26 protein-coding genes and 1 riboswitch are annotated in these 25,700 nt (G+C 66.1%); of the genes, 13 read left to right on the top strand and 13 right to left on the bottom strand.

Going from position 1 to position 25,700, the window contains the following annotated elements:
- Positions 1-3 precede the first annotated feature (3 nt).
- From VGN66_RS07300 to VGN66_RS07325, 6 genes are read right to left on the bottom strand one after another with little or no spacing between them, the layout of a single operon-like run.
- A complete protein-coding gene (locus tag VGN66_RS07300; RefSeq protein WP_327518186.1) occupies positions 4-981 on the bottom strand; it encodes a type II secretion system F family protein in 978 nt (325 codons plus the stop codon).
- A gap of 45 nt (positions 982-1,026) precedes the next feature.
- Positions 1,027-2,310, bottom strand: coding sequence for a pilus assembly protein CpaE (locus VGN66_RS07305; protein WP_327518187.1), 1,284 nt, complete (start codon positions 2,308-2,310; stop codon positions 1,027-1,029).
- On the bottom strand, positions 2,307-2,945 hold the full coding sequence (locus tag VGN66_RS07310) for a CpaD family pilus assembly lipoprotein (RefSeq protein WP_327518188.1): 639 nt from the start codon (positions 2,943-2,945) through the stop codon (positions 2,307-2,309). The genes VGN66_RS07305 and VGN66_RS07310 overlap by 4 nt, the downstream gene beginning before the upstream one ends.
- A gap of 18 nt (positions 2,946-2,963) precedes the next feature.
- On the bottom strand, positions 2,964-4,601 hold the full coding sequence (locus VGN66_RS07315) for a pilus assembly protein N-terminal domain-containing protein (protein ID WP_327518189.1): 1,638 nt from the start codon (positions 4,599-4,601) through the stop codon (positions 2,964-2,966).
- Between the two features lies 1 nt (position 4,602).
- Positions 4,603-5,646: a Flp pilus assembly protein CpaB gene (cpaB, locus tag VGN66_RS07320; protein ID WP_327518190.1), complete on the bottom strand. Its 1,044-nt coding sequence runs from the start codon at positions 5,644-5,646 to the stop codon at positions 4,603-4,605.
- 50 nt (positions 5,647-5,696) lie between these two features.
- Positions 5,697-6,167 (bottom strand): A24 family peptidase, encoded by a 471-nt coding sequence (locus tag VGN66_RS07325; protein ID WP_327518191.1) that lies wholly within the window; start codon positions 6,165-6,167, stop codon positions 5,697-5,699.
- A 49-nt stretch (positions 6,168-6,216) separates the two neighbouring features.
- Here VGN66_RS07325 and VGN66_RS07330 point away from each other — a divergent pair, with 49 nt between their 5' ends.
- From VGN66_RS07330 to VGN66_RS07345, 4 genes are all read left to right on the top strand, one after another.
- Positions 6,217-7,161 carry an alpha/beta hydrolase gene (locus VGN66_RS07330; RefSeq protein ID WP_327518192.1) on the top strand — a complete coding sequence of 315 codons (945 nt, stop codon included), beginning with the start codon at positions 6,217-6,219 and terminating at the stop codon, positions 7,159-7,161.
- A complete protein-coding gene (locus VGN66_RS07335) occupies positions 7,158-8,264 on the top strand; it encodes an FAD-binding oxidoreductase (protein ID WP_327518193.1) in 1,107 nt (368 codons plus the stop codon). The genes VGN66_RS07330 and VGN66_RS07335 overlap by 4 nt, the downstream gene beginning before the upstream one ends.
- Before the next feature lie 60 nt (positions 8,265-8,324).
- The gene (locus tag VGN66_RS07340; protein ID WP_327518194.1) at positions 8,325-8,498 is read left to right on the top strand and encodes a YegP family protein; all 174 of its coding nucleotides are present in this window, start codon (positions 8,325-8,327) and stop codon (positions 8,496-8,498) included.
- A 63-nt stretch (positions 8,499-8,561) separates the two neighbouring features.
- On the top strand, positions 8,562-9,551 hold the full coding sequence (locus VGN66_RS07345; RefSeq protein ID WP_327518195.1) for a sulfite exporter TauE/SafE family protein: 990 nt from the start codon (positions 8,562-8,564) through the stop codon (positions 9,549-9,551).
- A 10-nt stretch (positions 9,552-9,561) separates the two neighbouring features.
- Here the strand turns inward: VGN66_RS07345 and rnhA are convergent, their stop codons facing one another.
- From rnhA to ispH, 3 genes are all read right to left on the bottom strand, one after another.
- Positions 9,562-10,002, bottom strand: coding sequence for a ribonuclease HI (gene rnhA / locus VGN66_RS07350; protein ID WP_327518196.1), 441 nt, complete (start codon positions 10,000-10,002; stop codon positions 9,562-9,564).
- Positions 9,999-10,952: a homoserine kinase gene (gene thrB, locus VGN66_RS07355; RefSeq protein ID WP_327518197.1), complete on the bottom strand. Its 954-nt coding sequence runs from the start codon at positions 10,950-10,952 to the stop codon at positions 9,999-10,001. Before thrB ends, rnhA begins: the two co-directional genes overlap by 4 nt.
- A gap of 342 nt (positions 10,953-11,294) precedes the next feature.
- Positions 11,295-12,248 (bottom strand): 4-hydroxy-3-methylbut-2-enyl diphosphate reductase, encoded by a 954-nt coding sequence (gene ispH, locus VGN66_RS07360; RefSeq protein WP_327518198.1) that lies wholly within the window; start codon positions 12,246-12,248, stop codon positions 11,295-11,297.
- 149 nt (positions 12,249-12,397) lie between these two features.
- Between ispH and VGN66_RS07365 the strand changes: the two genes are divergently transcribed.
- The 8 genes from VGN66_RS07365 (at position 12,398) to VGN66_RS07400 (ending at position 20,749) form a co-directional block, all read left to right on the top strand.
- Entirely contained in the window at positions 12,398-13,063 is a 666-nt protein-coding gene (locus tag VGN66_RS07365; RefSeq protein WP_414713184.1) for a hypothetical protein, read from the top strand.
- A 191-nt stretch (positions 13,064-13,254) separates the two neighbouring features.
- Positions 13,255-13,351: riboswitch (glycine riboswitch) on the top strand.
- Between the two features lie 214 nt (positions 13,352-13,565).
- Positions 13,566-14,675 carry a glycine cleavage system aminomethyltransferase GcvT gene (gcvT, locus tag VGN66_RS07370; protein WP_327518575.1) on the top strand — a complete coding sequence of 370 codons (1,110 nt, stop codon included), beginning with the start codon at positions 13,566-13,568 and terminating at the stop codon, positions 14,673-14,675.
- The gene (gene gcvH / locus VGN66_RS07375) at positions 14,672-15,043 is read left to right on the top strand and encodes a glycine cleavage system protein GcvH (protein ID WP_224921619.1); all 372 of its coding nucleotides are present in this window, start codon (positions 14,672-14,674) and stop codon (positions 15,041-15,043) included. Before gcvT ends, gcvH begins: the two co-directional genes overlap by 4 nt.
- A 97-nt stretch (positions 15,044-15,140) precedes the next feature.
- Entirely contained in the window at positions 15,141-16,499 is a 1,359-nt protein-coding gene (gene gcvPA, locus VGN66_RS07380) for an aminomethyl-transferring glycine dehydrogenase subunit GcvPA (RefSeq protein WP_327518200.1), read from the top strand.
- Complete coding sequence (gene gcvPB, locus VGN66_RS07385; RefSeq protein WP_327518201.1) at positions 16,496-18,064, top strand: aminomethyl-transferring glycine dehydrogenase subunit GcvPB; 1,569 nt, start codon at positions 16,496-16,498, stop codon at positions 18,062-18,064. Before gcvPA ends, gcvPB begins: the two co-directional genes overlap by 4 nt.
- 9 nt (positions 18,065-18,073) lie before the next feature.
- On the top strand, positions 18,074-19,657 hold the full coding sequence (locus tag VGN66_RS07390) for a DUF4403 family protein (protein WP_327518202.1): 1,584 nt from the start codon (positions 18,074-18,076) through the stop codon (positions 19,655-19,657).
- 91 nt (positions 19,658-19,748) lie between these two features.
- Positions 19,749-20,111 (top strand): hypothetical protein, encoded by a 363-nt coding sequence (locus tag VGN66_RS07395; RefSeq protein ID WP_327518203.1) that lies wholly within the window; start codon positions 19,749-19,751, stop codon positions 20,109-20,111.
- Positions 20,108-20,749 (top strand): DUF938 domain-containing protein, encoded by a 642-nt coding sequence (locus tag VGN66_RS07400; protein ID WP_327518204.1) that lies wholly within the window; start codon positions 20,108-20,110, stop codon positions 20,747-20,749. The genes VGN66_RS07395 and VGN66_RS07400 overlap by 4 nt, the downstream gene beginning before the upstream one ends.
- Positions 20,750-20,846: 97 nt before the next feature.
- Here VGN66_RS07400 and VGN66_RS07405 read toward each other — a convergent pair whose 3' ends face one another.
- The gene (locus VGN66_RS07405; RefSeq protein WP_327518205.1) at positions 20,847-21,596 is read right to left on the bottom strand and encodes a helix-turn-helix domain-containing protein; all 750 of its coding nucleotides are present in this window, start codon (positions 21,594-21,596) and stop codon (positions 20,847-20,849) included.
- A gap of 145 nt (positions 21,597-21,741) precedes the next feature.
- A complete protein-coding gene (locus tag VGN66_RS07410) occupies positions 21,742-22,656 on the bottom strand; it encodes a DMT family transporter (RefSeq protein ID WP_327518206.1) in 915 nt (304 codons plus the stop codon).
- 85 nt (positions 22,657-22,741) lie between these two features.
- Here VGN66_RS07410 and VGN66_RS07415 point away from each other — a divergent pair, with 85 nt between their 5' ends.
- Entirely contained in the window at positions 22,742-24,274 is a 1,533-nt protein-coding gene (locus VGN66_RS07415) for an aminoacyl--tRNA ligase-related protein (RefSeq protein WP_327518207.1), read from the top strand.
- 36 nt (positions 24,275-24,310) lie between these two features.
- On the opposite strand, the gene VGN66_RS07420 is transcribed toward VGN66_RS07415, so the two are convergent.
- Together VGN66_RS07420 and glpD are read right to left on the bottom strand one after the other, a co-directional pair.
- Positions 24,311-24,490: a hypothetical protein gene (locus tag VGN66_RS07420; protein ID WP_327518208.1), complete on the bottom strand. Its 180-nt coding sequence runs from the start codon at positions 24,488-24,490 to the stop codon at positions 24,311-24,313.
- A gap of 63 nt (positions 24,491-24,553) precedes the next feature.
- Complete coding sequence (gene glpD, locus VGN66_RS07425; RefSeq protein WP_327518209.1) at positions 24,554-25,687, bottom strand: glycerol-3-phosphate dehydrogenase; 1,134 nt, start codon at positions 25,685-25,687, stop codon at positions 24,554-24,556.
- Between the last annotated feature and the right edge of the window lie 13 nt (positions 25,688-25,700).

The raw sequence follows: 25,700 nt of genomic DNA on the forward strand, positions 1-25,700 counted from the left end.
GCATCAGATCTCGAAATTGATCATCTTGGCCATGATGAAGGCCCCGATCCCCATCCAGACGATCCCGCCACCGCCGGCGATGATCAGCCGCTGATCGATGAAGAACCCCTGCATATAAGTGTCGTTGATCATCCAGATCATGCCGAAAACGATGAACGGCAATGCGCCGATGATATAGGCCGACGCCTTGGATTCCGACGACATCGCCTTGATCTTGAGCTTCATCTGGCTGCGCTTGCGCAGCACTTCGGCAAGGTTGGCGAGCGTTTCGGCGAGGTTGCCGCCGGTTTCACGCTGGATCGCGATGGTGATGCAGAAGAACTGGAATTCGGGCGTGCCGAGCCGGTCGGCGGTTTCCTGCAGCGCCTGATCGAGCGTGCGACCGATCTTCATCTTGTCGCTGATCGAGCGGAATTCCTCGCCCACCGGTCCTTCAACCTCTGCACCCACCACGCCGATCGTTTCGGTGATCGGAAGGCCCGAGCGCAGGCCGCGGACCAGCAGTTCGATCGCGTCGGGGAACTTGGCGGTGAATTTCGCGATGCGCTGGTTGATCAGGAAGCCGATGGCCATGTGCGGCAGGCCGCCACCGACGACGATGCCGACTAGCAACGCCAGCAGCACGGGCAGACCCTGAACCATCAGCGCGGCGGCGACCACCACGACGATGCCGGCCGACGCCATGCCGTACTGGCCGACCGACCAGTTCCTGCCGGTCATCGCGAGGCGTTTGCCGAGCTGGGCCGGGTTGGGCAGGAACCGCGCTGCCGCATTGTCCATCCGGGTGGCGCGGGTGGTTGAGATGCGGCGCAGTTGCGCCTCGACCGCGCCCGCGCCGACGACGCCGGCATGGCGATCGCGCAGGCCGGTCAGGCGGCGTGCGCCCTCCGCCTTCGCCGATGGCCCGGAAAAGGCGAGGATGAGCAGCACCAGCACCATGAAGGTGCCGCCCGCCAACATCACCATCGGGAGCAATTCCACTCTCTCACGCCTCCGTCACGGGGTGCCGGCCGCAGCCGGCGCCGGTTATGCCTTTGCCTTACGGCCGAGCTTCATCGAGCTGGTCAGCTTGCCGAGCAGCGAGCCGCCCTTGCCGCCCTTGCTCTTGCCCTTGTCGCGGCTGACCTCTTCACCCGAATCGGTGATCGCGATCACACGGGTGGCGATGTCGGCGAGCGGGGCGAGCGCCTTGACGTTCTTTCCCGCCTCGGCGAGCGGTTTGCCGAGTTTGGCGGCCTGCACCGCAGTCTTGCTGTCGAGCGGGATGACATAGTCGATCTTGCGCTCGATCGAGCCTTCGAAGTCCTTGCGGCTGATCTCGAGCACCCCGGTGGGCACGCGGTTTGCCACGACGATCAGCTGGGTATGCGGAGCGTTCGATTTGAACCAACTGATGATGCGGATCGCGTCGCGCGCGGCGGCGAGCGTCAGCTCGGTCACCAGCACCGCCACCTGCACGTCGGAGATGAGGTGCGGGTAGTTGACCAGCATCGACCGCGGCAGATCAACCACGGTGCATTCGAATGCCGAGCGGATCTCTTCCTGAAGCTGGAAGAACGCCGCGCCGTCGGTCATCACCGGCGAGTTGATCGGGGCTTCGGCCGACAGGACCGACAGCTTGTCCGACGCTTTCACCATTGCGCGTTCGATGAACAGGCCATCGATGCGGCTGGGATTTTCGATCGCGTCGGTCAGGCCGCGTCCGGGTTCGAGGTCGAGCGTCAGTGCGCCGGTCCCGAAATGGACGTCGAGGTCGAGCAGCGCGGTCGAACGGCCGCTCTTCTCGCTCATCAGCCACGCGAGCGAGGTCGCTAGCGTGGAGGCACCGACGCCGCCGCGCGTTCCGATCACCGCGACCGCGCAATGCGGACGGTCGGACGACGCATCGACATGCTTGGGCGCGCTGAGCATCGCCTGGGCGTGCACGAACGCTTCGCGCATTACGTCGGGGTTGAGCGGCTTGAGCAGATAGTCCTGAATGCCCGATGCGACGAGGTCGCGATACAGGCGGACATCGTTGACCTGTCCCGATGCGATCACGACGGTGCCCGGTTCACACACTTCGGCAAGTGCGTTGATGTCGTTGAGCGGGTCGCCGCTTTCGGACAGGTCGACGAACAGGATGTTCGGGCTGGCCGAAACCGACAGCGTCTGCACGGCGTTGCGCAGGCCGCCCTTATTGACCTTGTCCGGGTTCCAGCCCTGTTCGATTGCGATCGGGCGGATCGCTTCGGCGGTGGTCTCGTCGCATACGAACGCAACGAACGGCTCGCGATGCGCGGCGCGCTGCGGGTTGAAGGGCGCGTTCACTGTCCGCCTCCTCCCGTGCCTTCGGCTTTAACCGTGGTTCCGCCGCCGCCGGACGGCGCGGCTTCGCGCAGCGCCTTGATCGACTTGGTGATCTGCGCCGGATCGGCGGTGGGCGAGCCGGGCTCGCCGCGCACCAGATCTTCCGGACGCGCGATCATCGAGGCAAGGTTGCCGTTGACCGCGCAGCCATAGCCCGAGCTGGTCTTGCCGCCGAAACTTCCCTCGCCGGTGTCGCGGCGGTCGGGGCACCCGGGCACGCTCGCCTTCATCCGGCTGACGATCACGCGAACCATGCCCGGCTGAACCGCGCCGGTGGTGACCGGGGCGGGGCCGGAGAGCAGCACGCCATAGCGCGCGGCCTCAGTTGCCACCTGACGCGCGGCGCCGGTCCCTGCGGGGTCGTCGACGTAGAGGCGGTCGCCATAGCCGAGCCGCAACGAGGCAAGCCAGCCGGCGACCCGTGCCTGTTCGCCCGCCGCCAGATAGCTGCCGTCGGTGGAGGCATCGAACACATAGTCGGTGCGGGCAACGACCGGCTGGTTGACCGATTCGAGGCCCGTGCTGCTGCCTGCGCCGCATGCGGACAACAGGCTGGCCGCGGCGCTCAGCAATAGGATCGTGTTACGCTTCGACATGGTCGTTCCTCGCCGCGATCAATTGAAACCGAAACCCGGTGCGGGGGCCGCACCGCGCTTGCGCTTGTCTTTGGTGTCACCCTTGGGTGCCGGCTGCTGCGCCGGAGTCGCCACTGGCTGAACCGGTTCGGGCCGGGGCTGCGGGCCGGGCTGCATCGGGGTTGCCGCGCCGAGCGACGGTTCGGCACCGACCGGCGGGGCCATTTGTGGCGTCGGGCGCTTGCCGCCCTTGTCCGATCCGCCGAGGCGGCCGAGCAGCACGCGTTCGGCATCGTCAGGGGCTTTGTACCCGTCGGTCGGCAACGCGATCTGGTTCCCGTCGACGGGCTTTACCAGATACGGCGTGATGACGATGACCAGTTCGGTCTCGTTCCGCTTGAACCCGTTGGAACGGAACAGCGCGCCAAGCACGGGCACATTGCCAAGGCCCGGGGTCTGGTCGATCGAATTGTCGTGCGAATTCTGCAGCAGGCCGGCAATCATCAGGCTCTGCCCCGATCCCAGCTCGACCGTCGTTTCCGCGCGGCGGGTGGTGAGTGCCGGGATCTGCACGCCGCCGATCGTCACCGATCCGGCGGCCGACAGCTGCGACACTTCGGGACGGACGCGCAGCGAGATGCGGCCATCGGCGAGCACCGTGGGCGTGTAGGCGAGGCTGACGCCGTACTGCTTGTATTCGACCGACACCGCGCCAAGTCCCTGGCTGACCGGGATCGGGATCTCGCCACCGGCGAGAAACGAACCGGTCTCACCCGACAACGCGGTGAGGTTCGGGTTGGCGAGCGTCGAGACCTGGCCATTGGTTTCGCCAAGGTCGAGCGCACCAAGAATGTCGAGGCCGAACAACCGTCCAAGGCCGCCGATCGTCGTGCGCTGGGGCCCCGGCGTGATCGCGGTGCCCGGCTGCTGGACCAGGGCGCCGGTGATCGGATCGTTCGTATAGCCCGTGACATTGCCGCCGACGCCGAGTGGGAGGCGAGGATCGGTGGTCCAGCTCGCCGCGGGCTGACGGCCGCTGCCGATACCGAATTTGAACCCGCCGGATCCGTCGAGCGTGGTGAAGTTGCTGCCGATATTCTTGGCGAAGCTGCGGCTAACCTCGGAAATGCGGACCTGAAGGTTCACCTGCAGCGGGGTCGCGGTCTTGAGGCGCGAGAGGATCTTGGTTTCCTCGCCGACGAACGCCTGTGCTAGCTGCTCCGCCTCGGCCGCATCCTGCGGCGCGGCGACGGTGCCGGTGAGCAGCACGAAGCCGTTCATCGTCGTCGCGGTGATGTTCGATTCGGGCATCGCCGTGTCGAGCATCCCCTGCACGCTGTCGAAATTGTTGCCGATGCGGACGGTGGTTGAATAGATCACCTTGCCCGCCTTCGTTGTCGCATAGACCGTCGTCTCGCCAGCCTTCTTGCCGAACACCCACAGCTGAGTGGGCGAGCGGACCTGGACGTCGGCGACGTTGCTGTCGGCAACGAAGATGTCAGACATCGGCGCGTTGAGCGTGATCAGACGCCCACGCCCGGTCGCGATCTGAACCATGTCGCGCGGCGCGGCATGGACGGTCTGTGCCAGCACCGGTGCCGGAAGCGTTGCCGCCGGCATCGCCAGCACGGCGACCGCCGCGAGCGTTCCGCCGAGCTTGTTTCCCCTCACACGCATCTCAATTCTTCCCCCCGACCGGGACAACCGTGACCGCATTGCCCCGTGAAATCTTGACGATCGGACCTTCACCGGCTGCCGCCGCGCCCGGATAGCCGCCGCCCGCCGGACGTGCGCCCGCGTCGGCCATCATGCTTTCGTCGCGCGGCTTGCCGGGCACGGTGCTGCGCTGGAAGCGCGACACATCGGCACCCGTGGTCAGCGTGCTGCCACCTTCGGACGGCCGCGACGCGAGGCGGGCGATCATCGCCTTTTCCGCCTTGGGATCGCTGCCATCGGGCATCGTCACTTCACCCGAAGCGATTGCCTGTTCCAGCTCGCTGGTGTTGTCGGCGATCGAGCGCAGCGACAGCGACAGCGTGCCGAGCGTCTGCGCGACCGCGATCTTTTCGGCAATGCGCGGCGTCGCCTCGACCGTCACGGTCGAATAGGTGGCGACAACGGTCTTGCCCTCCTCGTCCTGCTGCTTGTCAGTGCGCTGATCGGTGGCGAGCACGCGCAGATTGCGCAGCACTGTCTCCGACGCCTTGAGCGGCGGGCCATCGCCGCCACCCGCGACCGCTTGAGTCAGGATGAGATCGACCCGGTCGCCCGGGAAAATGAACCCGGCGACGGCGGCCTGCGCCGATACCGGCACGGTCACAGCGCGCATGCCAGGCGACAGCGCAGCGGCGAGGAAGCCGCGGTCGCCCGGCTTGACGATCGCGCCCTGCGTCAGCGGCTGGCCTGCGGGAATTGCGAAGCGGACCACGGTGCCCTGCAGCTTGGCAAGGTCGGTGCCGTCCTTCTGGAAATAGGCGCCCTCGACCAGATCCTTGGGCCAGGCGACGAACTTGATCGAATCGGGGCCGAGAATGGTGCCGACGGGCAGCGCCTTGGTTGCGACCAGAACTTCGATCGCATCGACCGGCGCAGGCTGGCCGGGCATCGGCGCGGCGCCCGCGACCGGAGCCGAGGATCCCGTCATCAGGCTGCGCGCCATGAACGCGGTGATCGCGGCCACAAACAGCGCCCCCACCAGCAGAATGATCTTCCGTCCATCCATGACGTCTCAGGCCTTTTCTTTGTCCGACCGGGTTGCTCTGGCGTTAAGCATCACAAGAAGGGGTTAAAAATCGGTTCGCGAAGTGTGAGCAGCGCGGCGATGGCGATGGCGATCCCATAAGGAACCTCCGGTTGCTCGCTGCGGCGGCGCACCCATTTCTCGACCAGCATCACCAAGGTGATCGCTCCACCCGCGAGCGACATGATGACCAGCAACGTCACCAGCTGATTGAATGGAAACCACAAAGCGAGCGCGGCGATCATCTTCACGTCGCCGCCGCCCATCATCCCGAAATGGAAGGCCGCAGCGAACAGCGCGAACACCGCGAGCGCGATACCCAGCTGGATCGCCATGTCGGGCCACGGGTTGAGCCCCATCGCAAACCACCATGGCAGCGCCAACAGCGCGATCGCCGCGTTCTTCCAGTTGGAGATCTCACGGATTCGCGCGTCCTCGATCCCGGCCGAAACCAGGATCAGGACCAGCAGGCCCAGCAGAATCGCAGGTGCAATTTCCCCCATCTCAATCGAACCCTAGACGGGAGGGCTTTCCAAACCGTAACCAGCGCCCATGACCGTTTCCCCGTTCGATCGCCGCGCGATCCCCGCCGGCGCCAGCGTCACCAACTGGACCACACGCGATGGATGGGTGCTGCGCTGTTTCGCCTGGCCGGCCAGCGGCACGCCGCGCGGATCGATCCTGTTCCAGGGCGGGCGTGGCGATGTCTTCGAGAAATATCTGGAGAGCTTTGCCCACTGGCAGGATCGCGGCTGGACGATCACGTCGTTCGACTGGCGCGGGCAGGGCGGGTCGGGCCGGCTAACCGATGCCGGCAATTGCGGACATATCGAGGATTTCGCGCAGTATATCGCCGATTTCCGCGACTTCGTGGCCGACTGGAAGGCCGCGACCCCCAGACCGCATATCATCATGGGCCACTCAATGGGCGGGCATCTGGTCCTGCGCGGGCTGGTCGAAGGGGTGGCGCGGCCAGACGCCGCCGTGCTGATCGCACCAATGCTGGGCCTAAAAGGGCCGTTCGGTGCGGCGCTGGGTGAGCGGCTGGCGCACGTGCTGGGCGGCCTGGGTAATCCAGCGCGGCCTGCATGGAAGTCGAACGAGCGGCCCTACACCACCGACACGCGCGAATCGCTGCTGACCCACGACACCGATCGCTATCACGACGAAATCTGGTGGCAGCAGGCGAACCCCGGCAACGTTACCGGCCCACCAAGCTGGAAATGGGTGATCGAGGCGTTCCGATCGACGCGTGAGTTGCGCACCAATCCGGCGCTCAAGCGGATGGACGTGCCGGTGCTGGCACTGATCGCCGAGCATGACGGGCTGGTTGATGCCAAAGCGGCGCTGGCGATGGTGGCGCGGTTGCCCGATGCGCGGATCGTCCGCTTCGGCAAGGAAAGCGCGCACGAGATTCTGCGTGAGGCGGACAAGGTACGCAATCGCGCGATCGGCGAAATCGACCTGTTCCTGGAAGCGCGGGCGCGGCGCGGATGAGCCAGTACGACGTTGCGATTATTGGTGCGGGGATTGCCGGAGCGAGCCTGGCGGCAGAGATCGCGCCGCACGCCCGCGTCCTGATCCTGGAGGGGGAGGAGCATCCCGGCTATCACGCCACCGGGCGCTCCGCAGCGTTCTGGTCTGAGACCTATGGCGGGCCGGACGTTCAGCCGCTGGTGATCGCGTCGGGCGATTTCCTGCATAACCCGCCGCCGGAGATGGGGGGCGAGGGGTTCCTGTCACCGCGCGGCGAACTGTTCATCGCCCGGCGCGAGGACCGCGCAGTCATCGACGGCTATGTTGCGAAGTTCGCGGCGTTGGGGGTTGCGCTCGATGCGGTCGATCCCGCGCTTTATTGCCCCGGCCTGCGCCCCGAATGGACCGATGCGCTGTACGATCCGACCTGTAGCGACATCGATGTTGCGCGGCTGCACGGCGCATATCTGAGCGCTGCGCGGCGGGCGGGGGCGGAGCTGGTCTGCGACGCGGCTGTCACCGGGCTGGTGCGCGAGCGAGGTTGGACGATCGGGACGCGGGCTGGGACCTTCACTGCGGATGTTCTCGTCAACGCTGCCGGGGCCTGGGCCGAAGCGGTGGGCGCGATGGCGGGTGCTGCGCCGACGGGGATGAGGCCGCTGCGCCGGACGGTGGTGCAGCTGCGCGTCGATCCGCCCGCGCCCATGACGCTGCCACTGGTCCGCGACGCGCATGAACGGTTCTACTTCAAGCCCGAAGCGGGCGGGCGCATCTGGCTGTCGCCGCATGACGAGATCCCGACCGACCCATGTGACGCCGCGCCAGAGGAAATCGACGTCGCGGTCGCGATCGACAAGCTGGCCAGCGCAGTCGATTGGCGAGTCGACGCGGTCGAGCGGCGCTGGGCGGGGCTGCGCACCTTCGCGCCGGACCGGCTGCCGGTCTATGGCTTTGACCCGGCAGTGCCGGGACTGTTCTGGTGCGCCGGGCAGGGCGGTTTCGGCATCCAGACCGCGCCCGCCGCATCGAAGCTGGCGGCGGCGATGCTGCTCGACCGCCCGGCCGATCCGATTGCCGCGCATCTCGACCCCGAGCGCTACTCGATCCGGCGCTTCCGCGCCTGAACCGCTGGACGGGCGTCGCGGCTTTGCTATCGTTGGGACTTCGCAACGAAGGAGCGTTCAATGGCCCACAAGTTCGTGATCGAGCAGAACAAGGCTGGCGAGTACGTCGCCAAGTTCAAGTATAACAACGAGATCATCTTCTGGACCGAGGGTTATTCGAGCAAGGCGTCGGCGAAGAATGCGATCGAGTCGATCCTGAAGAACGGACCCGGAGCGCCGGTCGAGGAAGACTGACAAGCCGCGCGCCGGATTACGTCGCGATGGGATGAATTGACGGCGCAGCACAAGGGGCGGGGAATGTTCTTCGAAAGCCGGATATTCCGCGGCTGGTATGCCGGCATGATGGTGTTGTGGGTGGTCTTGTTCGCCGCACTCAACTCGATCCCCTTCCTGCTCGACCATTGGCACTATCCCGCGATCATGGTCCTCGGGGCGTTCGTCGCCGGCCTGACGCCGGAGGGCGGGGGCGCGGTGGCGTTTCCCGTTCTCAGCGTGTTTTTCGACATCAAGCGCGAGATGGCGCGCGACTTCAGCCTGATGATCCAGTCGGTCGGGATGACCAGCGCGAGCATCTGGATCCTGTCGCGCAAGGGGCGCAATCTCGCGGCCTATGCGCCCCTCCTGTGGTTCGTACCGGTCAGCTTTCTGGGCTTCGTGCTCGGCATGCTGCTGCTGCAAGCGATCCCGGTCTTCATCATCCAGGCGCTGTTCCTCAGCCTGATCCTGACCTTTGCACTGGCCTATGTGTCGAGCAAGCATCGCGGCGCGCAACTGGTGCTCGAGGCAAAGGGACCTGCCGATCATGCGATGCTCGCCGGGGTCCTGATCGCAGGCGGCATGTGCGCCAGCCTGTTTGGGACCGGCGCCGATATCGTCCTCTACACGATGCTCGTGACGCGCTTTCGCATGGACGAGAAGGTCGCGACGCATATGAGCATCATGGTGATGGCGGCGATCAGCATCCTTGGTTACGCCTATCGCTTCTTTTGGGATGGCGACATCACCGACTATCAGGTCCGCACCTGGCTATGCGCTTATCCGGTGGTGTTGTTCATGGCGCCGTTTGGTAGCTACATCCTGCACAAATTGAACGTCGAATGGATGTTACGCGGAATCGTCGCGCTCAACATCTTCCAGCTGGGCTATTTCAATTTGAAAAATCCGAGCTGGGAGAAGCTCGCCTGGTCGAGCGGGTTCAGCATCGCGCTATTCGCGATCTTCTGGTTCTCGCTCGCGCACATCGCGCGTCAGACCGAACGCCAGCGGGTGGCAACGGAGGCGAACTGAAGCGCTGGCCTCACGCCCGCAACGCCGCGTCGCTCGCCAGTTTGTCGGCGCGTTCGTTGTCGGGGTGGCCGGCATGGCCCTTGACCCATTGCCATTCGATGCGGTGCGGCTTGGCGGCGTCGAGCAGTTCGATCCACAGGTCGCTGTTCTTGACCGGCTTGCGATCGGCGGTCTTCCAGCCGTTGCGCTGCCAGCCTTTGATCCATTTGGTCAGGCCGTCCATGACATAGCGGCTGTCGGTCGACAGCTTCACCCGACACGGCTTGTTGAGCGCCTTTAGCCCCTGAATCGCGGCCATCAACTCCATGCGGTTGTTGGTGGTGTGCGGCTCGCCGCCCGACAATTCCTTTTCGACTGTGCCCATGCGCAGCAGCGCGCCCCAGCCGCCACGGCCGGGATTGCCCTTGCACGCGCCATCGGTGGCGATTTCGACGAGGGGGAGTTCGGTCATGCGGTTCGGCTCATGCGTTCATAGTGATGGAGGCGGCGGACATAGGCGAGCGGGTCCTTGCGGGTGACGAGCGCGTCGGCGGGGGTGTTGAGCCAGTCGAACGCGCGCGACAAAGCGAAGCGGATGCACGCGCCGCTCGCGAGCAGGGGGAAGGCGGCGCGTTCGGCGTCCGATAGCGGGAAGCGCGCCTGATAGCCGCGCAGCAGGGCGTCGCCGATCTCAGCATGATAGGTCTCACCGGTCGCGTCGAAGCTCCACGCGCTGTGCATCACCGCGAGGTCGTAGATGCGGATGTCGGTGCTGGCGAAATAGAAGTCGATCAGGCCGGTGACGGTGTCGCCCAGCATCAGCACATTGTCGGGGAACAGATCGGCATGGATCGCGCAGCGGTCGAAGCCGTCGCGCGGCCAGGCGCTCAGCACGTGGTCGAGTGCAGTGCGCAGATCGTCGTGCAGCCCCGGCGCGATCTGGTCGAGGCTGTGGCCGCAACGTTCGAGCAGCGGCCACCAGCTGTCGACGCCCATCGAATTGGGCCGGTCCTGTTCGAAATCGGCGACGGCGGCGTGCATGTCGGCCATCGCGCGCGCCGCAGCCTCGGCCTGAGCCGGGGTGGGGTGCGAGAGCGAGACGCCCGACAGGAACTTGATCAGGCAGGCGGGGCGGCCCTCCAGTGTCTGGATCGCTACGCCGTCGCGGTCGACGATCGCCGGCGGGACCGACAGGCCCTTGGCATCGAGATGCGCTAGCAGGTCCATGAAATAGGGCAGGTCGCCCGCCTCGACCCGCTTTTCGTAGAGCGTCAGGATGAAGCGGCCCTGCGTCGTGTCGACGAGGTAGTTGCTGTTTTCGACGCCCTCCGCGATCCCCTTGGCAGAGACCAGTTCGCCGACGTCGTAGCGGGCGAGGAAAGCGGAAAGCGCCTCGGCCGAGACCTGGGTGTAGACTGCCAATTCGGGTCCCCGTGCGTGTGGCGTGTTCGAGGGTCGCGGGTAGATGCTGGGTAGAACCGGGGCAAGGCGGATTTGGCATTATCGAGTGGCTAAGCCCGATCATTCCTCCCCTGAGCTTGTCTCAGGGGAGGGGGACCGCCCGCGCAGCGGGTGGTGGAGGGGCGGCCGCGTAGACGGCCGTGAACATCTCGACAAAATTCCGCTCTCTGCGCCCAACGGCTTGCTTCGCAAGCCGGCTCCGCTGCTGCGATATGCCCCCGGCATATCGCTGATCGCAGCTACGCCCCCTCCGTCAGCGCTTCGCGCTGCCACCTCCCCTGCTTCGCAGGGGAGGAATGTTCGTCACGCCGCCTCCAGCCCCTTGGGCAGCTTGAAGGTGATCGTTTCCTGTGCGGTTTCGACCATGCGTTCGGTGACGGCGTAGCGGGTGGCGATGCGGTCGATCACTTCGCGTACCAGCACTTCGGGGGCCGAGGCGCCCGCGGTGATGCCGAGCGTGCCGACGCCCGCCAGCCAGTCGAAATCGAGGTCGTCGGCGCGCTGGATCAGTTTCGACGTCGTGCCCTCACGCTCCGCCACTTCGGCGAGGCGCAGCGAGTTGGACGAGTTGGGAGCGCCGATCACCAGCACCAGGTCGCACGATCCGGCGATGGCGCGCACCGCCGCCTGACGGTTCGACGTGGCGTAGCAGATGTCGTCGGCCTTGGGCGCGACGATCGCGGGAAAGCGTGCCTGGAGAATAGCGAGGATCGCGGCGGTATCATCGACCGACAGTGTCGTCTGGGTCAGGAAGGCGAGGTTGTCGGGCGCGTCGGTGGTAAAGCCATTCGCGTCCTCTTCGGTCTCGATCAGCGTCATTGCGCCGTCGGGCACCTGGCCGAAGGTGCCGATCACCTCGGGGTGGCCGGCATGGCCGATGAACAGGATGTGGCGACCGGCGGCGACGAGGCGTTCGGCCTGACGATGCACCTTGGACACCAGCGGACAGGTGGCGTCGAAATAGGACAGGCCGCGGTCCTGCGCGGCGGCGGGGACCGATTTGGGGACGCCATGCGCCGAGAAGACGACATGGACGCCGTCGGGCACCTGATCGAGTTCGTCGACGAAGATCGCGCCCTTCGCCTTCAGCGTATCGACCACATATTTGTTATGGACGATTTCGTGCCGGACATAGACCGGGGCGCCGTGCAGCTCGATCGCGCGCTCGACGATCTGGATCGCGCGGTCCACGCCGGCGCAAAAGCCGCGCGGCGCGGCGATGAGAAGTTCAAGGACGGGCTTGTGCATGTCGGTCATCGCGGTCGCCTTACGCGATCCGGGCGTCCTGCGAAAGACGCCCTCCGGGCTGGGCTGCGAAAGCCGCCGGATGGGCGTTGCGGGAAGCCGACGCCCTGCCTATGGTGCCCGCCGCCGGGCCGGGTCCGCCAGAAATGGCGGAGGCAGGCATGTCTTGTTCGGGAAAGGTGCCCCAGTTGAACTTTCGCAAACTCGCTCTCGCCGCGACGATCCCGCTGGCGCTCGCCGCCTGCTCCCGTGAGGGCGACATTGCCGAGGGCGGCATCACTGCGGTCCGTTCGGCCTGCCCGCGCATCGGCGTTCCGGCCGGGACCGGCGACATCACCCTGTTCAATCCGGCGGACAGCACGGCGTCGACCGCAATCGACGTGACCGCGACGCTGACCAACGTCACCTCCAATTGCGACGACAGCGGCGAGATGATCCGCAGCGACATCGCGTTCGAAGTTCAAGCGAGCCGCCGCTCGACCGAGGGCGCGCGCGAAGTGACATTGCCCTATTTCGTGACGGTGGTTCAGGGCGGCACGTCGGTGGTGTCGAAGCGCGTGGCGCAGGTAACGTTGCGCTTCGAGCCGGGTCAGGCGCGTGCGCAGGCGAGCGGCACTGCCAACGCCTATGTCTCGCGCGCTGCGGCGACGTTGCCCGAGGATATTCGCCGCCAGATTCTGGCGAAGCGCAAGGCGGGTGACGAGACCGCGGCCATGGATCCACTGGCCCGCCCCGAAGTGCGCCAGGCGGTGCTGCGCGCGACGTTCGAGGCGCTGGTGGGGTTCCAGCTAACGGACGCGCAGCTGAAGTATAACGCGACGCGCTAGTTTGTCAGGCGCCGCTTGCGCGGCGCGCGGCACCGGCCCGCTCCCCCACCCGGCCACCCAACGGCAGTGTATTCTATGGGTGGCCGGGTGGGGGAGCGGGCCGGTGCCGCAAACAAACAAACGCCAACTTCGCGATTGACTCAAACGGTGCGGCGCAGCATTCCCATGGCGTTGGCATCGGGCAACCGGTGAAGGCACACGCGGGAGAGTTTACGGGTCTCCGGATCCGGAACGCCGAAGGAGCAACCGCCCCGGAATCTCTCAGGCACCAGGGACCGCGTGAGCCACGACACTCTGGAAAGCGCTTGCTCCGTCAGGGGTGAGCCACCGAAGGGGTAAGTCCCGGACCAAGGTTCGGGATCAAAGCTCTCAGGTTCCCGTGACAGAGGGGGCGACGGATGAATGGCCGCGCTGTGCGGCATTCCGTCGTCAATTCTGGAGCACGCGCGTGACCGATAGCCCTGATTCCCTTACGGGCGAGCCCGATTTCGTCGAAGAACTGATGCTGCTCCCGCTCGATGCCTGGCATCGCGCGCGCGGCGGGCGCATGGTGCCGTTCGCGGGCTATGAAATGCCGGTCCAGTATGAAGGCATCATGGCCGAGCATCTGTGGGTGCGCGAATCGGCCGGCCTGTTCGATGTGTCGCACATGGGCCAGCTGTTCCTGTCGGGCGAAGGGCTCGATGCGGAGCTGGAGAAGTTGATCCCCGCCGATGTTGCGGGCGTCGCGGTGGGGCAGCAGAAATATTCGCTGTTGCTGGCCGAGAATGGCGGCATCCTCGATGACCTGATGTTCAGCCGCTGGCCGGGCGGCATCTACATGGTCGTGAACGGCGCGTGCAAATGGGACGATATCGCGCATTTGCGTGAGCATCTGCCCGACGCGATCGAGATCAATCACATGGACGAGCATGCGCTGCTGGCGCTGCAGGGTCCCAAGGCGTTTGATGCCCTCAAGCGCCATGTCACGGGCGAGTATCCGCTCGATGCTTTGGTGTTCATGAAGGGCGGCAAGTTCGAGATTGGCGGGGTCGAAGCCTATATCAGCCGCTCGGGCTATACCGGTGAGGACGGCTTCGAGATTTCGATTCCGGCCGAGGCGGCGGCGACCGTCGCCGACCTGCTGTGCGGCGAGCCCGAGGTGAAGCCGATTGGCTTGGGCGCGCGCGATTCGCTGCGGCTTGAGGCCGATCTGCCGCTTTATGGCCACGACCTCGACCCTGAGACGACGCCGATCATGGCGGCGCTGAACTTTGCGGTCGCGAGCAAGCGGCGGCGTGAGGAAGCGAACTTCCCCGGTGCCGAGCGCATCCTGATGGAGCGTGAGAACGGCCCGATCCAGCGCCGCGTCGGCCTGATCGTCGAGGGGCGTCAGCCGGTGCGCGAGGGCGCACTGGTGCTGGACGAACAGGGCAACGAAGTCGGTCGCGTCACCAGCGGCGGCTTTGCCCCGACTGTCCAGAAGCCGATCGCGATGGCCTATGTCCCGACCGCGATGGCCGAAATCGGCACGCGCGTGACGCTGAGCCAGCGCGGCAAGATCCATCATGGCGAAGTGGTCGCCATGCCCTTCGTTCCACACAATTATGTTCGCCAGGGAGCATCGAAATGAGCCGTTACTTCACCGAAGATCATGAATGGATCGAACTCGACGGCGAAATCGCGACCGTCGGCATCACTGAATATGCGCAGAGCCAGCTCGGCGACATCGTGTTCGTCGAAGTGCCCGAAGAGGGCAAGGACGTCGCCAAGGGCGACGACGCCGCGGTGGTCGAAAGCGTCAAGGCGGCGAGCGATGTCTATGCGCCGGTGAGCGGCACGGTGGTCGAGGGCAATCCGGCGCTGGAGGACAATCCCGCGCTGGTGAACGAAGATCCCGAGGGCGATGGCTGGTTCTTCAAGATGACGCTGAGCGATTCCAGCGAGCTTGATGGACTGATGAACGAGAGCGCTTACGCGGATTTCGTGAGCAAGCTTTAATCGCGCGTCGCCCCGGCGGAGGCCGGGGCCGCTCCGTGGCGGAGCATGCGCTTTACCGATAGCGGCCCCGGCCTCCGCCGGGGCGACGGGAATTCCGATGCGCTACCTTCCCCTTACCCCGTCCGACCGGCAGGCGATGCTCGCCGCGGTCAATGCCGCGACGATCGATGATCTGTTCGCCGAGGTTCCCGAAAGCGCGCGGCTGTCCGGGCCGGTCGCGGGGCTGCCGATGCATGCGAGCGAGCTGGCGGTCGAACGGCATATGTCCAAACTGGCAGCGAAAAACCTGTCGGCGGGGAGCGCGCCCTTTTTCCTCGGCTGTGGCGCGTACAAGCATCATGTTCCGGCGAGCGTGGATCACATCATCCAGCGCGGCGAGTTTCTGACTGCCTATACGCCGTACCAGCCGGAAATCGCGCAGGGCACGCTGCAGGTGATGTTCGAGTTCCAGACCCAGGTCGCGCGCCTGCTGGGCACCGATGTCGCCAACGCGTCGATGTATGACGGCTCGACCGCATGCTGGGAGGCGATCGGCATGGCGCGGCGCATCACCAAGCGCGCGAAGGCGATCCTGTCGGGCGGGCTGCATCCGCATTATGTCTCGGTTGCCAACACCATGGCGAAGTATACCGGCGACACGCTGGTGACCGCAGTGCCCGAACTGACCGCCGAGCCGGATACGGCGAAGTTGATCGACCTGATCGACTACGACACCTCATGCGTCGTGGTGCAATATCCCGACATTCTCGGTCGCATTTCGGACCTGTCGGAACTGGCGGCGGCGTGTCAGGCGAAGAAGGCGCTGTTGGTCGCGGTGGTGACCGAGCCGGTTGCGCTGGGCGCGATCAAGTCGCCGGGTGAGATGGGCGCGGACATCGTCGTGGGCGAGGGCCAGTCGATCGGCGTCGGGCTGCAGTTTGGCGGCCCCTATGTTGGCCTGTTCGGCTGCAAGGAGAAATATGTTCGCCAGATGCCCGGTCGCCTGACCGGCGAGACGGTGGATGCCGAGGGCAAGCGCGGCTTCGTGCTGACGCTGTCGACGCGTGAGCAGCATATCCGGCGCGAGAAGGCGACGTCGAACATCTGCACCTCGTCCGTGCTGTGCGCGCTGGCGTGGTCGGTGCACATGACGTTGCTGGGTGAGAAGGGGCTGCGGCAGCTCGCGGCGCTCAACCATGCCGGCGCGAGCGCGGCGGCGGAGCGGCTGGCGCAGGTGCCGGGCGTCGAGCTGGTGACGCCGAGCTTCTTCAACGAATTCACGCTGAAGCTGCCCAAGGAAGCGCGCCCGGTCGTGCGCGCACTCGCCGACAAGGGCATCCTCGCCGGCGTGTCGCTGGGCCGTCTCTATCCAGGCGAGGGGGCGTTGGAGAACGGCCTGGTCGTCGCGGTCACCGAAACCACCACGGCGGAGGATGTCGAAACCCTTGCCGCCGCTCTCCAGGAGGTGCTGGCATGAGCACGATCAACCAGAGCGGCTGGCGTCCGCAAATGAACGCCATTGAGGGCGAAGCGGCGGCGACCTTTACGGGAAACCGCGCGCTGATGCTGGAAGAGGCGCTGATCTTTGAGATCGGATCGCTCGACACGACCGGCGTCGATTTCGCCGAAGCGCCCAAGGCGACCTTGCGGCTGGGCGGGCTGGAGCGGCATCGCGACATCGGCCTGCCGGGCCTGAGCGAGCCGGAGGCGGTGCGCCATTACACGCGCCTGTCGCGTCAGAATTACGGCATCGACCTCGGCTTCTTCCCGCTGGGCAGCTGCACGATGAAGCATAATCCGCGGCTGAACGAGCGGATGGCGCGGTTGCCCGGTTTCGCTGACATCCATCCGCTGCAGCCGATCGATACGGTGCAGGGCGCGTTGGAGGTGATCGACCAGCTGGCGCACTGGCTGGTCACGCTGACCGGCATGAAGGCCGTGGCGATGTCGCCCAAGGCGGGCGCGCATGGCGAGCTGTGTGGGATCCTCGCGATCAAGGCGGCGCTGGAAGCACGGGGCGAAGATCGCCGCGTGGTGCTGGTCCCCGAAAGCGCGCACGGGACCAACCCGGCAACGGCAGCGTTCGCGGGCTTTGCGGTCGAGGATATTCCGGCGACCCCGGACGGGCGCGTCGATGTCGCGGCGCTGACTGCGCGGCTGGGGCCGGATGTGGCGGCGGTGATGATCACCAACCCCAATACCTGCGGCCTGTTCGAACGCGACCTCAAGACGATCAGCGACGCGGTCCACGCCGCTGGCGGCTATGTCTATTGCGACGGCGCGAACTTCAACGCGATCGTCGGCAAGGTGCGCCCGGGCGACCTCGGCGTCGATGCGATGCACATCAACCTGCACAAGACCTTCTCGACCCCGCATGGCGGCGGCGGGCCGGGTTCGGGGCCGGTGGTGTTGTCGGAGGCGCTGGCGCCGTTCGCACCGCTGCCTTTCGTCGAGCAGCAGGATGGCAAGTTCGTCCTGATCGAGGAAGAGACGGCGGGCGAGCATCATGCCGGCACCTTTGGCCGGATGGTGTCGTTCCACGGCCAGATGGGCATGTTCACGCGCGCGCTCACCTATATCCTGTCGCACGGCGCGGATGGCCTTCGCCAAGTGGCGGAGGACAGCGTCCTCAACGCCAACTATGTGCTGCGCAGCCTGGAGGACGTCCTCGATGCGCCGTTCGCGAACAGCGGGCCGTGCATGCATGAGGCGATCTTCAGCGACCATGGGCTGGCCGAGGGCTTCTCGACGCTCGACATCGCCAAGGGGCTGATCGACGAGGGTTTCCACCCGATGACGGTCTATTTCCCGCTGGTCGTCCATGGCGCGATGCTGGTCGAGCCGACCGAGACCGAGAGCAAGGCGGCGCTGGATCAGTTCATCGGTGCCTTCCGCTCGGTCGCGCAGCGGGCCAAGGCGGGCGATGCGGCGCTCAAGACCGCACCGCATTTCGCGCCACGCCGCCGCCTCGACGAGACGCTGGCCGCGCGCAAGCCGGTACTGGTATGGAAAGAACCGGCGCAGGCACAGGCCGCCGAATAGCGAGGCATGATGGCAACGGGACGGCGCGCGCGACTGAAATGGGTGGTCGCGGCGATCGTCCTGCTGCTGGCCGTGGTGGGCGGCGCGCTGTGGTGGGTCCTGAGTGACCGCAGCGCGCCGCTGGTCAACCCGGCGCCGCCGCGCCTGACCGCGGCGGCGCAGCTGCCCTCGCAAGGATCGACGATCGTCGTGCCGATCAGCACCAGCCTCGACTTGGTCGAGGCGGAGCTGAACCGCGCGATCCCCGCGACGCTGTGGCAGATCGACCAGCGCGAGGCGGCGTGCATCCCCGGCCAGCGCGTGACGATCTGTCCGGTGCCGAAGCGCGAATGCAAGAACGGCAAATGTCGCAAGGTCGGATGCAAATTTGGGCTGGAGCGGACCAAGGTCACGCCCGACATTGCGTGCCGCATCGTCGGCAATGCGCGGCGCGGACCGATCCGGCTGAGCGGGAGCGGCGAGACGCTGATGCTGCACATGCCGGTCCGCGCGACGGTGCAGGTCCGCGATCTGGGCGGGGTGATCCGCCAGGAAACTGCGACGGGCGCGGCGGACGTGCGCGCGCGGGTGCGGCTGGGCCTTGCGCGCGACTGGTCGCCGACCGCGCGGGTCGAGATCGGCTATGGCTGGAGCCAGGCGCCCGGCATCGACATATTGGGCCGCCGTATCCGTTTTACCGGCAAGGCGGACGAGAAGCTGGCCCCGGTGATCGCCGGGCTGGAGCGCAGCCTGCCGCGGGCACTGGCGCAGCTGAAGGTGCGATCCGAACTGGATGGGCTGTGGCGGCAGGGCTTTACGTCAATCGAACTCAACCGCGACAAGCCGCCCGCCTGGATGCGGATCACGCCGCAGCGCATGGGCTTTGGCGGCTATCGCGTGCAGGGGCGGACGCTCGAACTGACGCTGGCGGCCGAGGCGCTGACCGAGACGTTCATCGGCGACCGACCGACCGATCCCGTTGCGACGCCGCTGCCGCCCGCAGCGGGGCGGATCGGCGACCGGGGGCTGCGCTTCTTCATCCCGGTGCTGGCGGACTATGCTCAGCTGGAGCCGGTGGTCGAGCGTTCGCTGACCAAGCTGGCGCGCAAGGGGGTGTCGCTGGAGGGGGTCGGGCCGATCGACGCGCAATTCGGGAATGTAACGATCTACGCCACCGATGGCGGGCGGCTGGCGGTGGGGGTTCAGGCACGCGCCGATGCGCGCAACACACCGTTCGGTGCGGCGCGGGGCGTCGTGTGGTTGTGGGGCACGCCGTATAACGAGCCGGGGTCGCAGCTGGTGAAGGTCCGTGACTTGAGCATCGCGACCGGGACTGACAGCCGCGTGGTCAACCTGCTCGTGCCGCTATTCGCCGACGAACAGGTGCTGGCGACGATCCGCGACGCGCTGAGCCATGACTTCGGCAAGGATTATGCGCGCGTGCTGGCGGCGGCGCGGCGGGCGGTGGCGGAGCGGCGCGAGGGCGATTTCCTGCTGTCGGCGCAGATCCGGCGCGTCACCAACGGCACGATCCGCGCGACCGGGCAGGGGCTGTTCATGCCGGTCGAGGCCGAAGGGGTGGCGCGCATCCGTTACGCGCCGGTTCGCCGCTAAACCCATTTCGTCTGTTTCGCGCGTTCGGCTTTCGCGATAGCCTTGGCGAAACCGGGCGGCGGTGGCGCCTGCCTGATCGGGGAGACGATCGATGCGATGCTTTGCAGTCCTGCTGGCGCTTGCCGCCGCCATGCCCGTCGCGGCGCAGACGCACGATCCGCGCGTCCCGGCATCAGAGGCCGAGGCCGACCGGATCGAGGCGCAGGCGATGTACGACCGGCAAAAGCAGCGCGATCAGGCCGAGGCGGATCGCGTTGCCAAGACCAATCTCGACCGCAAGACCGACTATGATCTGTATCTGGCGCGGCAACAGGCCGAGCATGACGCGAAGATGGCCGCGTGGCGCGCCGATGTGGCGCGGCGCGAGGCCGAAGCCGCGCGGGTGCGTGCCGATTGGGAGGCGCGGGTCGCACGGTGCAAGGCGGGCGACCGATCGGCCTGCGCGCCCAAGTGAGCGACCCGACTCCGTGGATCGTCGCCGAGGACAGCGGTGCGGTGCGCAAACATGCGCCAGCGACGTTGCGCAACCGTGAGGCGATCGCAGCGGAGCTGGCTGCGCTGTTGCCGGAGCGCGGGACGGTGCTGGAGGTGGCGAGCGGGAGCGGGGAGCATGCGGTGTATTTTGCCGAGCGCTTTCCGGGCCTGACCTTTGTGCCCAGCGACCCCGATGCGGCGGCGCGGGCGTCGATCGCGGCGTGGTGCGCGGGATTGGCGAATGTCGCGCCGCCGCTGACCATTGATGCGGCGGCGGCGGACTGGCCGATCGCTGCCGCGGACGCGGTGCTGTGCATCAACATGGTGCATATCAGCCCGTGGGACGCGACGGTGGGGCTGTTCCGCGCATGCGCCGCGCTGTTGCCGCCAGGCGGCCCGCTGATCCTCTACGGCCCCTATCGCGAGGCGGGGGTGGAGACGGCGGAGTCCAATCTCGCGTTCGACGAATCGCTGAAGGCGCGCAATCCGGAATGGGGGCTGCGCGAGTTGGGGGATGTGGACCGGCTCGCGGCGGAATGGGGGTTCGGGCGCGTGCAGCGCGTTGCGATGCCGGCGAATAATCTGATGCTGGTGTATCGCTGTAGTGGTGACGCGTAGGTTGACGTTGTCGGTCGCAGCTGCATTTTAGCGTGGGTTCGGTCCCTAAGCGGTCTTTCGGCTAACGAACGAAGGCGAACATAGGCCAAGAGCGTGATCATTTCTGTCTGCCTGGCGAGCGCGCTACGGCGAAGTTCCACCGTGTTTGACTGTTCGACAGCAACACCGTCTGCTCGACAACTCGCAGCGGTTCGTACGAGAACTGGTTCGAGTCATAGTGGATTGGGGTTGGAGCCGAGTGTTTTCTCAAATCTAATCTTCGTTCCCACAGGGAGCGTGATTTAAAGTCGCCCTGAACTTCTGAGCTAATCTGCCAGTAGTAGCCGCTATTGGGCTCGAGGAAACGAGAGTCGCTTTGTGCGTGCAAGAGGCGCACCTCACCATCAGGGCCGACTTCGGCTGAGGCGATCAATGCGCGAAGCACCTCATCAAGCTGGGCATCATACTCGCCTATCAACCCGCCGATCGCGGCTGTCTGAGTTGATTCAGCATCTGACGACGGGTGCAAGGCGAGCGCAAATAAGGCGGCTGCTAGAAGCGTCATTCCAATCCCTCCGATGATCATTTTTGGACCAGTGGATGGATGAATAGTCGGGTGCGAATCTTGAAGGTCCGGCAGATGGGGTACCGTTTGATCGGACCTCTCTGCCTCACGCAGAATCAGCGCGGCATGCCGAGAAGACGTGGTTCCGAGTTTGATCCTCGCAATCTTCAGGCGCTTCTCGACCGCATGGTGCGAGATATTCAAATCTGCCGCGATCTGCTTGGCGGTTTTGTGTTGAGGCCATTGCCGTAGGCAAATTTTCTCGCGCTCGGTCAATGTCGCTATGCGCTTGTCGGTCTCCATCCCACGAATCATAGGCTCTGTGCTGAGAGACTGAAAGTACGGTCCATTTGTACTCGCTTGGAAATCCACTCATTTCCGACCATGGGCGAGCGCATGTCGGAATTCTGAAAGCGGTCACCGAAACGCTCGACGCCAATTACCGCCGCTAGTCGTCCACATCCGCAACCGCTTCGACTGGCCCCGCCCGCCGCGCCAACCCCAGCCGTTGCTCGCGCCAGGCGATGTAGAGGCCGCTGGCGACGATGATCGGGGCGCCGATCCAGGTCCAGGGGCTGGGCAGCACGCTGAACAGGACGTAGCCGTAGAGCGTCGCCCAGAGCAGGCTGGAATAGTCCATCGGCACGACTGCCGAGACGGGGGCGAAGCGCAGCGCGGCGGTGAGGGCGAGCTGGCCCGCGCCGCCGACCAGGCCGATGCCGATCAGCATCGCGAAGGTCTGCCAGTCATGCATCTGCGCGAAAAAGGGATAGCCGATCGCGAGCGGCGGGATCGAGAGGGTCGAGAACCAGAAGACGGTGGTGGCCGGCTCCTCGGTCTTGCCCATGTGGCGCAGCTGGATCGCGATCAGCGCGACGAAGAAGGCGGCGGTCAGGCCGACCAGCGCGCCGGTGAGGGGGATGTGGCCGTCGCCCGGCTGGGTCACGATCAGCACGCCGACGAACCCGGCGAGCACCGCGCCCCAGCGCCGCCAGCCGGTCGGCTCGCGCAGGATCAGCGCGCCGAGGATCGTCGCGAAGATCGGGGCGGTGAACGACAGCGTCGTCGCTTCAGCCAGCGGGAGCAGCATCACTGCGCCGAAATTGAACACCATGCCGGTCAGGCCGATGACGGTGCGGTTGAGGTGCAGCCCAAAGCGCTGGGTGCGCAGCGAGGCGAAGCCGGGGCCGGCGGCGACCCAGGCGAGGATGAACGGAATCGCGAACAGCTGACGGAACAGCAGGACTTCGGCGAGGTGGGCGCCGCGCATCTCGACCAGCTTGATCAGCGCGCCCATGGTCGAGAGCAGCAGGATCGCGACGAGACGCAGGCCAAGGCCGGTAAGAATACGATCACCTTGCACGTGCGAACGCCTAAGATGCGAAGCGAGCGGGGGCAACCCGCTAAGGGGCGTGACGGGCCGGATTTCCCGCGCTAATCGCGCTTGCATGATCAAACGCGCACTCAACGTCACCCGCGAAGCGGACTTCGCCGCCTGGTATCAGGCCGTCATCACCGAAGCCGATATGGCCGAGGAAAGCGGCGTGCGCGGGTGCATGGTCATCCGGCCATGGGGCTATGGCATCTGGGAGCGGATCCAGCGGCTGCTCGACGATCGCATCAAGGCGACGGGGCATGAGAACTGCTATTTCCCGCTATTCATCCCGCTCAGCTATTTCGAGAAAGAGGCCGAGCATGTCGACGGCTTTGCCAAGGAAATGGCGGTCGTCACGCATCACCGGCTGATCCAGAAGGACGGGCGGCTGGTGCCCGACCCCGACGCGAAGCTGGAGGAGCCGCTGGTCGTGCGGCCGACGTCGGAAACGGTGATCGGCGCGGCGATGGCGCGCTGGGTCCAGTCGTGGCGCGACCTGCCGGTGTTGATCAACCAATGGGCCAATGTCGTGCGCTGGGAAATGCGCACGCGCATGTTCCTGCGCACCGCCGAATTCCTGTGGCAGGAGGGGCATACCGCCCACGCCACGGTGGACGAGGCGCGCGAAGAGACGATGAAGATGCTCGAGGTCTATCGCGAGTTCGCGGAAACCTGCCTGGCGATGCCGGTTGTCGCGGGTGAGAAGCCGGAGAATGAGCGCTTCCCCGGCGCGGTCGCGACCTACAGCATCGAGGCGATGATGCAGGATGGCAAGGCGCTGCAGGCGGGGACGTCGCACTTCCTCGGCACCACCTTTTCCAGCGCGCAGGGCATCAAGTTCCAGAATGCCGAAGGCGTGCAGGAACTGGCGCAGACGACCAGCTGGGGCGTTTCGACGCGGATGATCGGCGGCGTCATCATGGTGCATGGCGACGATGACGGCCTGCGCGTACCGCCGCGGATCGCGCCGTGGCAGATCGTGATCGTGCCGATGCTGCGCGACAATGACGAGGACGCCGCGCTGATCGATTATTGTAAGGCGCTGCAGGCCGATCTGGCCAAGACGTCGGCGCTGGGCGAGCCCGTTCGCGCGCTGCTCGACCTCAAGGCGGCCAAGGCCGCGACCAAGCGCTGGGGCTGGGTCAAGAAGGGCGCGCCGGTGGTGATCGAGGTTGGCGGGCGCGACATGGCGGGGGGCAATGTCTCCGTGATCCGCCGCGACCGGCTGTATCGCGAGGACGGCAAGCTCGACAGCGCGGTGGTGGCGAAGGGCGATTTCGTGGCCGGAGCGGCGGCGCTGCTCGAGGAAATCCAGGCCGGGCTGCACGCCGATGCGAGCGCGCGGCTGGATGCGAACATCGTGCGCGGCGTCGAGAGCTTCGACGCGCTCAAGGCGCATTTCGAGAGTTCGGGCAAGTATCCGGGCTGGGTCGAGGTGCAGTGGAGCAAGCCCGAGGGGGCAGAGCTGGACGCGGTGGTCGAGCGGATCAAGGCGCTCAAGCTGACCTTCCGCAACGTGCCGCTGGGCGCGGCGCCGGTGGACGGGGCGTGCGTGTTTACTGGCAGGCCGGCGGTTGAGCGCATTCTGGTCGCGCGCGCCTATTGAACGGACTGCCCCCGCTGGAGCGGGGGCAGTTTGAAGTTACTTGGCGCCGGTGCCCGGTTCGGTGGTCTTCGGCAGCTTGCCGTCTTCCATCCGACCCTCATTGCGCAGATCGCGGCCTTCCTGAGCGGCCTTCTGGCCCTCGGGCGAATCGCGATGCTCGTTAAGCTCTTCCTTGACGTAGCCGGCGGCTTCCTTTGCTTTTCCTTCGATGCTCATTGTCAGTCTCCTGATTGCCAAGTTACTGACATCAAGCGCTTCAGGCGGCGAAAAGGTCCATCGTCACGGGAGAAGCCGGTCGCGCGTGACGGGCCGGGGGGTGACGCCGAGCAGCGGCGCGAGTTTGACCATGGCATGTTCGGCGAGCGCGCGCGCTGTGGTGATCTTGCCCCCGAATACGGACAGGATCGGGGCGGCGTCGGTGTCGAGGTCGAGATGATAGTCGCGGGTCACCGTCCGCGCCTCGTCCGCGCCATTGTCGTAGAGCGCGCGGATGCCGGACCAGCTGCCGGTGATGTCGGCGGGCGCGATCTGATGGCGGAAATAGCGGTTCGCGGCGGCGCAGAGATAGGCGATCTCGTCCGCATCGATCCCCGCATCTCCGGGGTGATCGACCGGCACGTCGGTGGTGCCGATCATCGTCTGCCCCCGCCATGGCGCGGCGAAGACGACGCGGCGGTCGGGCTGTTGCAGGATATAGGCGTGGTCGCCCTGCCATAGGGCAGGGACGGTGATGTGGCTGCCCTTGATCAACCGCAGGCCGCTGGTGGTCGCGACGCCGAGCGTGTCGAGCAGGTCGCGGACCCATGGGCCGGCGGCGTTGATGATGGCGCGTGCCTCGGCCGAGCGGCCATCGGAGAGCGTGACGGTCCAGCCCTTGCCATCGCGTTGCGCGCTGGTGACCGCGACGTCGGTGACGACCTCCGCCCCGTTCGCAGCCGCATCCTTGGCATTGGCGCGGACCAGAGCGGCGTCGTCGACCTGAGCGTCCCAATAGAGGAAGCCGTCGCTGTCCGGGGTCAGCGGGGCGAGGCGAGGGTCGTCGCGGCGCAAGGATCGGGAGCGCGGGAGCGAGGAGCCGAGCCCGAGCAGATCGTAGAGATACAGCCCCGCCCGCACCATCCAGCGCGGGCGGACGGCATGGGCGTGCGGCAGAACGAACGCCATCGGGCGGATCAGCTGCGGCGCGGTGGCGAGCATCCGCTCGCGCTCGACCAACGCCTCACGCACCAGCCGGAACTCATAGGTTTCGAGGTAGCGCAAGCCGCCGTGGATCAGCTTGCTCGATGCCGAGGAGGTGTGTGCAGCGAGCTGGTCGCGTTCGACCAGCAGCACGTTCAACCCCAGTAGCGCCGCCTCACGCGCGATGGCGCAGCCGTTGATTCCACCGCCGATGATGAGCAGGTCGTATGACACCCGCGCAGCCTAT

This window comes from Sphingomonas sp., assembly GCF_035998645.1.
Lineage (GTDB): Bacteria > Pseudomonadota > Alphaproteobacteria > Sphingomonadales > Sphingomonadaceae > Sphingomonas.

What these genes read in the sequence shown, in the direction of transcription:
- VGN66_RS07310 (WP_327518188.1), bottom strand. Translation starts at nt 2,945, where the DNA reads ATGTCGAAGCGTAACACGATCCTATTGCTGAGCGCCGCGGCCAGCCTG.
- VGN66_RS07315 (WP_327518189.1), bottom strand. Translation starts at nt 4,601, where the DNA reads ATGCGTGTGAGGGGAAACAAGCTCGGCGGAACGCTCGCGGCGGTCGCC.
- cpaB (WP_327518190.1), bottom strand. Translation starts at nt 5,646, where the DNA reads ATGGATGGACGGAAGATCATTCTGCTGGTGGGGGCGCTGTTTGTGGCC.
- VGN66_RS07325 (WP_327518191.1), bottom strand. Translation starts at nt 6,167, where the DNA reads ATGGGGGAAATTGCACCTGCGATTCTGCTGGGCCTGCTGGTCCTGATC.
- VGN66_RS07330 (WP_327518192.1), top strand. Translation starts at nt 6,217, where the DNA reads ATGACCGTTTCCCCGTTCGATCGCCGCGCGATCCCCGCCGGCGCCAGC.
- VGN66_RS07335 (WP_327518193.1), top strand. Translation starts at nt 7,158, where the DNA reads ATGAGCCAGTACGACGTTGCGATTATTGGTGCGGGGATTGCCGGAGCG.
- VGN66_RS07340 (WP_327518194.1), top strand. Translation starts at nt 8,325, where the DNA reads ATGGCCCACAAGTTCGTGATCGAGCAGAACAAGGCTGGCGAGTACGTC.
- VGN66_RS07345 (WP_327518195.1), top strand. Translation starts at nt 8,562, where the DNA reads ATGTTCTTCGAAAGCCGGATATTCCGCGGCTGGTATGCCGGCATGATG.
- rnhA (WP_327518196.1), bottom strand. Translation starts at nt 10,002, where the DNA reads ATGACCGAACTCCCCCTCGTCGAAATCGCCACCGATGGCGCGTGCAAG.
- ispH (WP_327518198.1), bottom strand. Translation starts at nt 12,248, where the DNA reads ATGACCGACATGCACAAGCCCGTCCTTGAACTTCTCATCGCCGCGCCG.
- VGN66_RS07365 (WP_414713184.1), top strand. Translation starts at nt 12,398, where the DNA reads ATGTCTTGTTCGGGAAAGGTGCCCCAGTTGAACTTTCGCAAACTCGCT.
- gcvT (WP_327518575.1), top strand. Translation starts at nt 13,566, where the DNA reads ATGCTGCTCCCGCTCGATGCCTGGCATCGCGCGCGCGGCGGGCGCATG.
- gcvH (WP_224921619.1), top strand. Translation starts at nt 14,672, where the DNA reads ATGAGCCGTTACTTCACCGAAGATCATGAATGGATCGAACTCGACGGC.
- gcvPA (WP_327518200.1), top strand. Translation starts at nt 15,141, where the DNA reads ATGCGCTACCTTCCCCTTACCCCGTCCGACCGGCAGGCGATGCTCGCC.
- gcvPB (WP_327518201.1), top strand. Translation starts at nt 16,496, where the DNA reads ATGAGCACGATCAACCAGAGCGGCTGGCGTCCGCAAATGAACGCCATT.
- VGN66_RS07390 (WP_327518202.1), top strand. Translation starts at nt 18,074, where the DNA reads ATGGCAACGGGACGGCGCGCGCGACTGAAATGGGTGGTCGCGGCGATC.
- VGN66_RS07395 (WP_327518203.1), top strand. Translation starts at nt 19,749, where the DNA reads ATGCGATGCTTTGCAGTCCTGCTGGCGCTTGCCGCCGCCATGCCCGTC.
- VGN66_RS07405 (WP_327518205.1), bottom strand. Translation starts at nt 21,596, where the DNA reads ATGGAGACCGACAAGCGCATAGCGACATTGACCGAGCGCGAGAAAATT.
- VGN66_RS07415 (WP_327518207.1), top strand. Translation starts at nt 22,742, where the DNA reads ATGATCAAACGCGCACTCAACGTCACCCGCGAAGCGGACTTCGCCGCC.
- VGN66_RS07420 (WP_327518208.1), bottom strand. Translation starts at nt 24,490, where the DNA reads ATGAGCATCGAAGGAAAAGCAAAGGAAGCCGCCGGCTACGTCAAGGAA.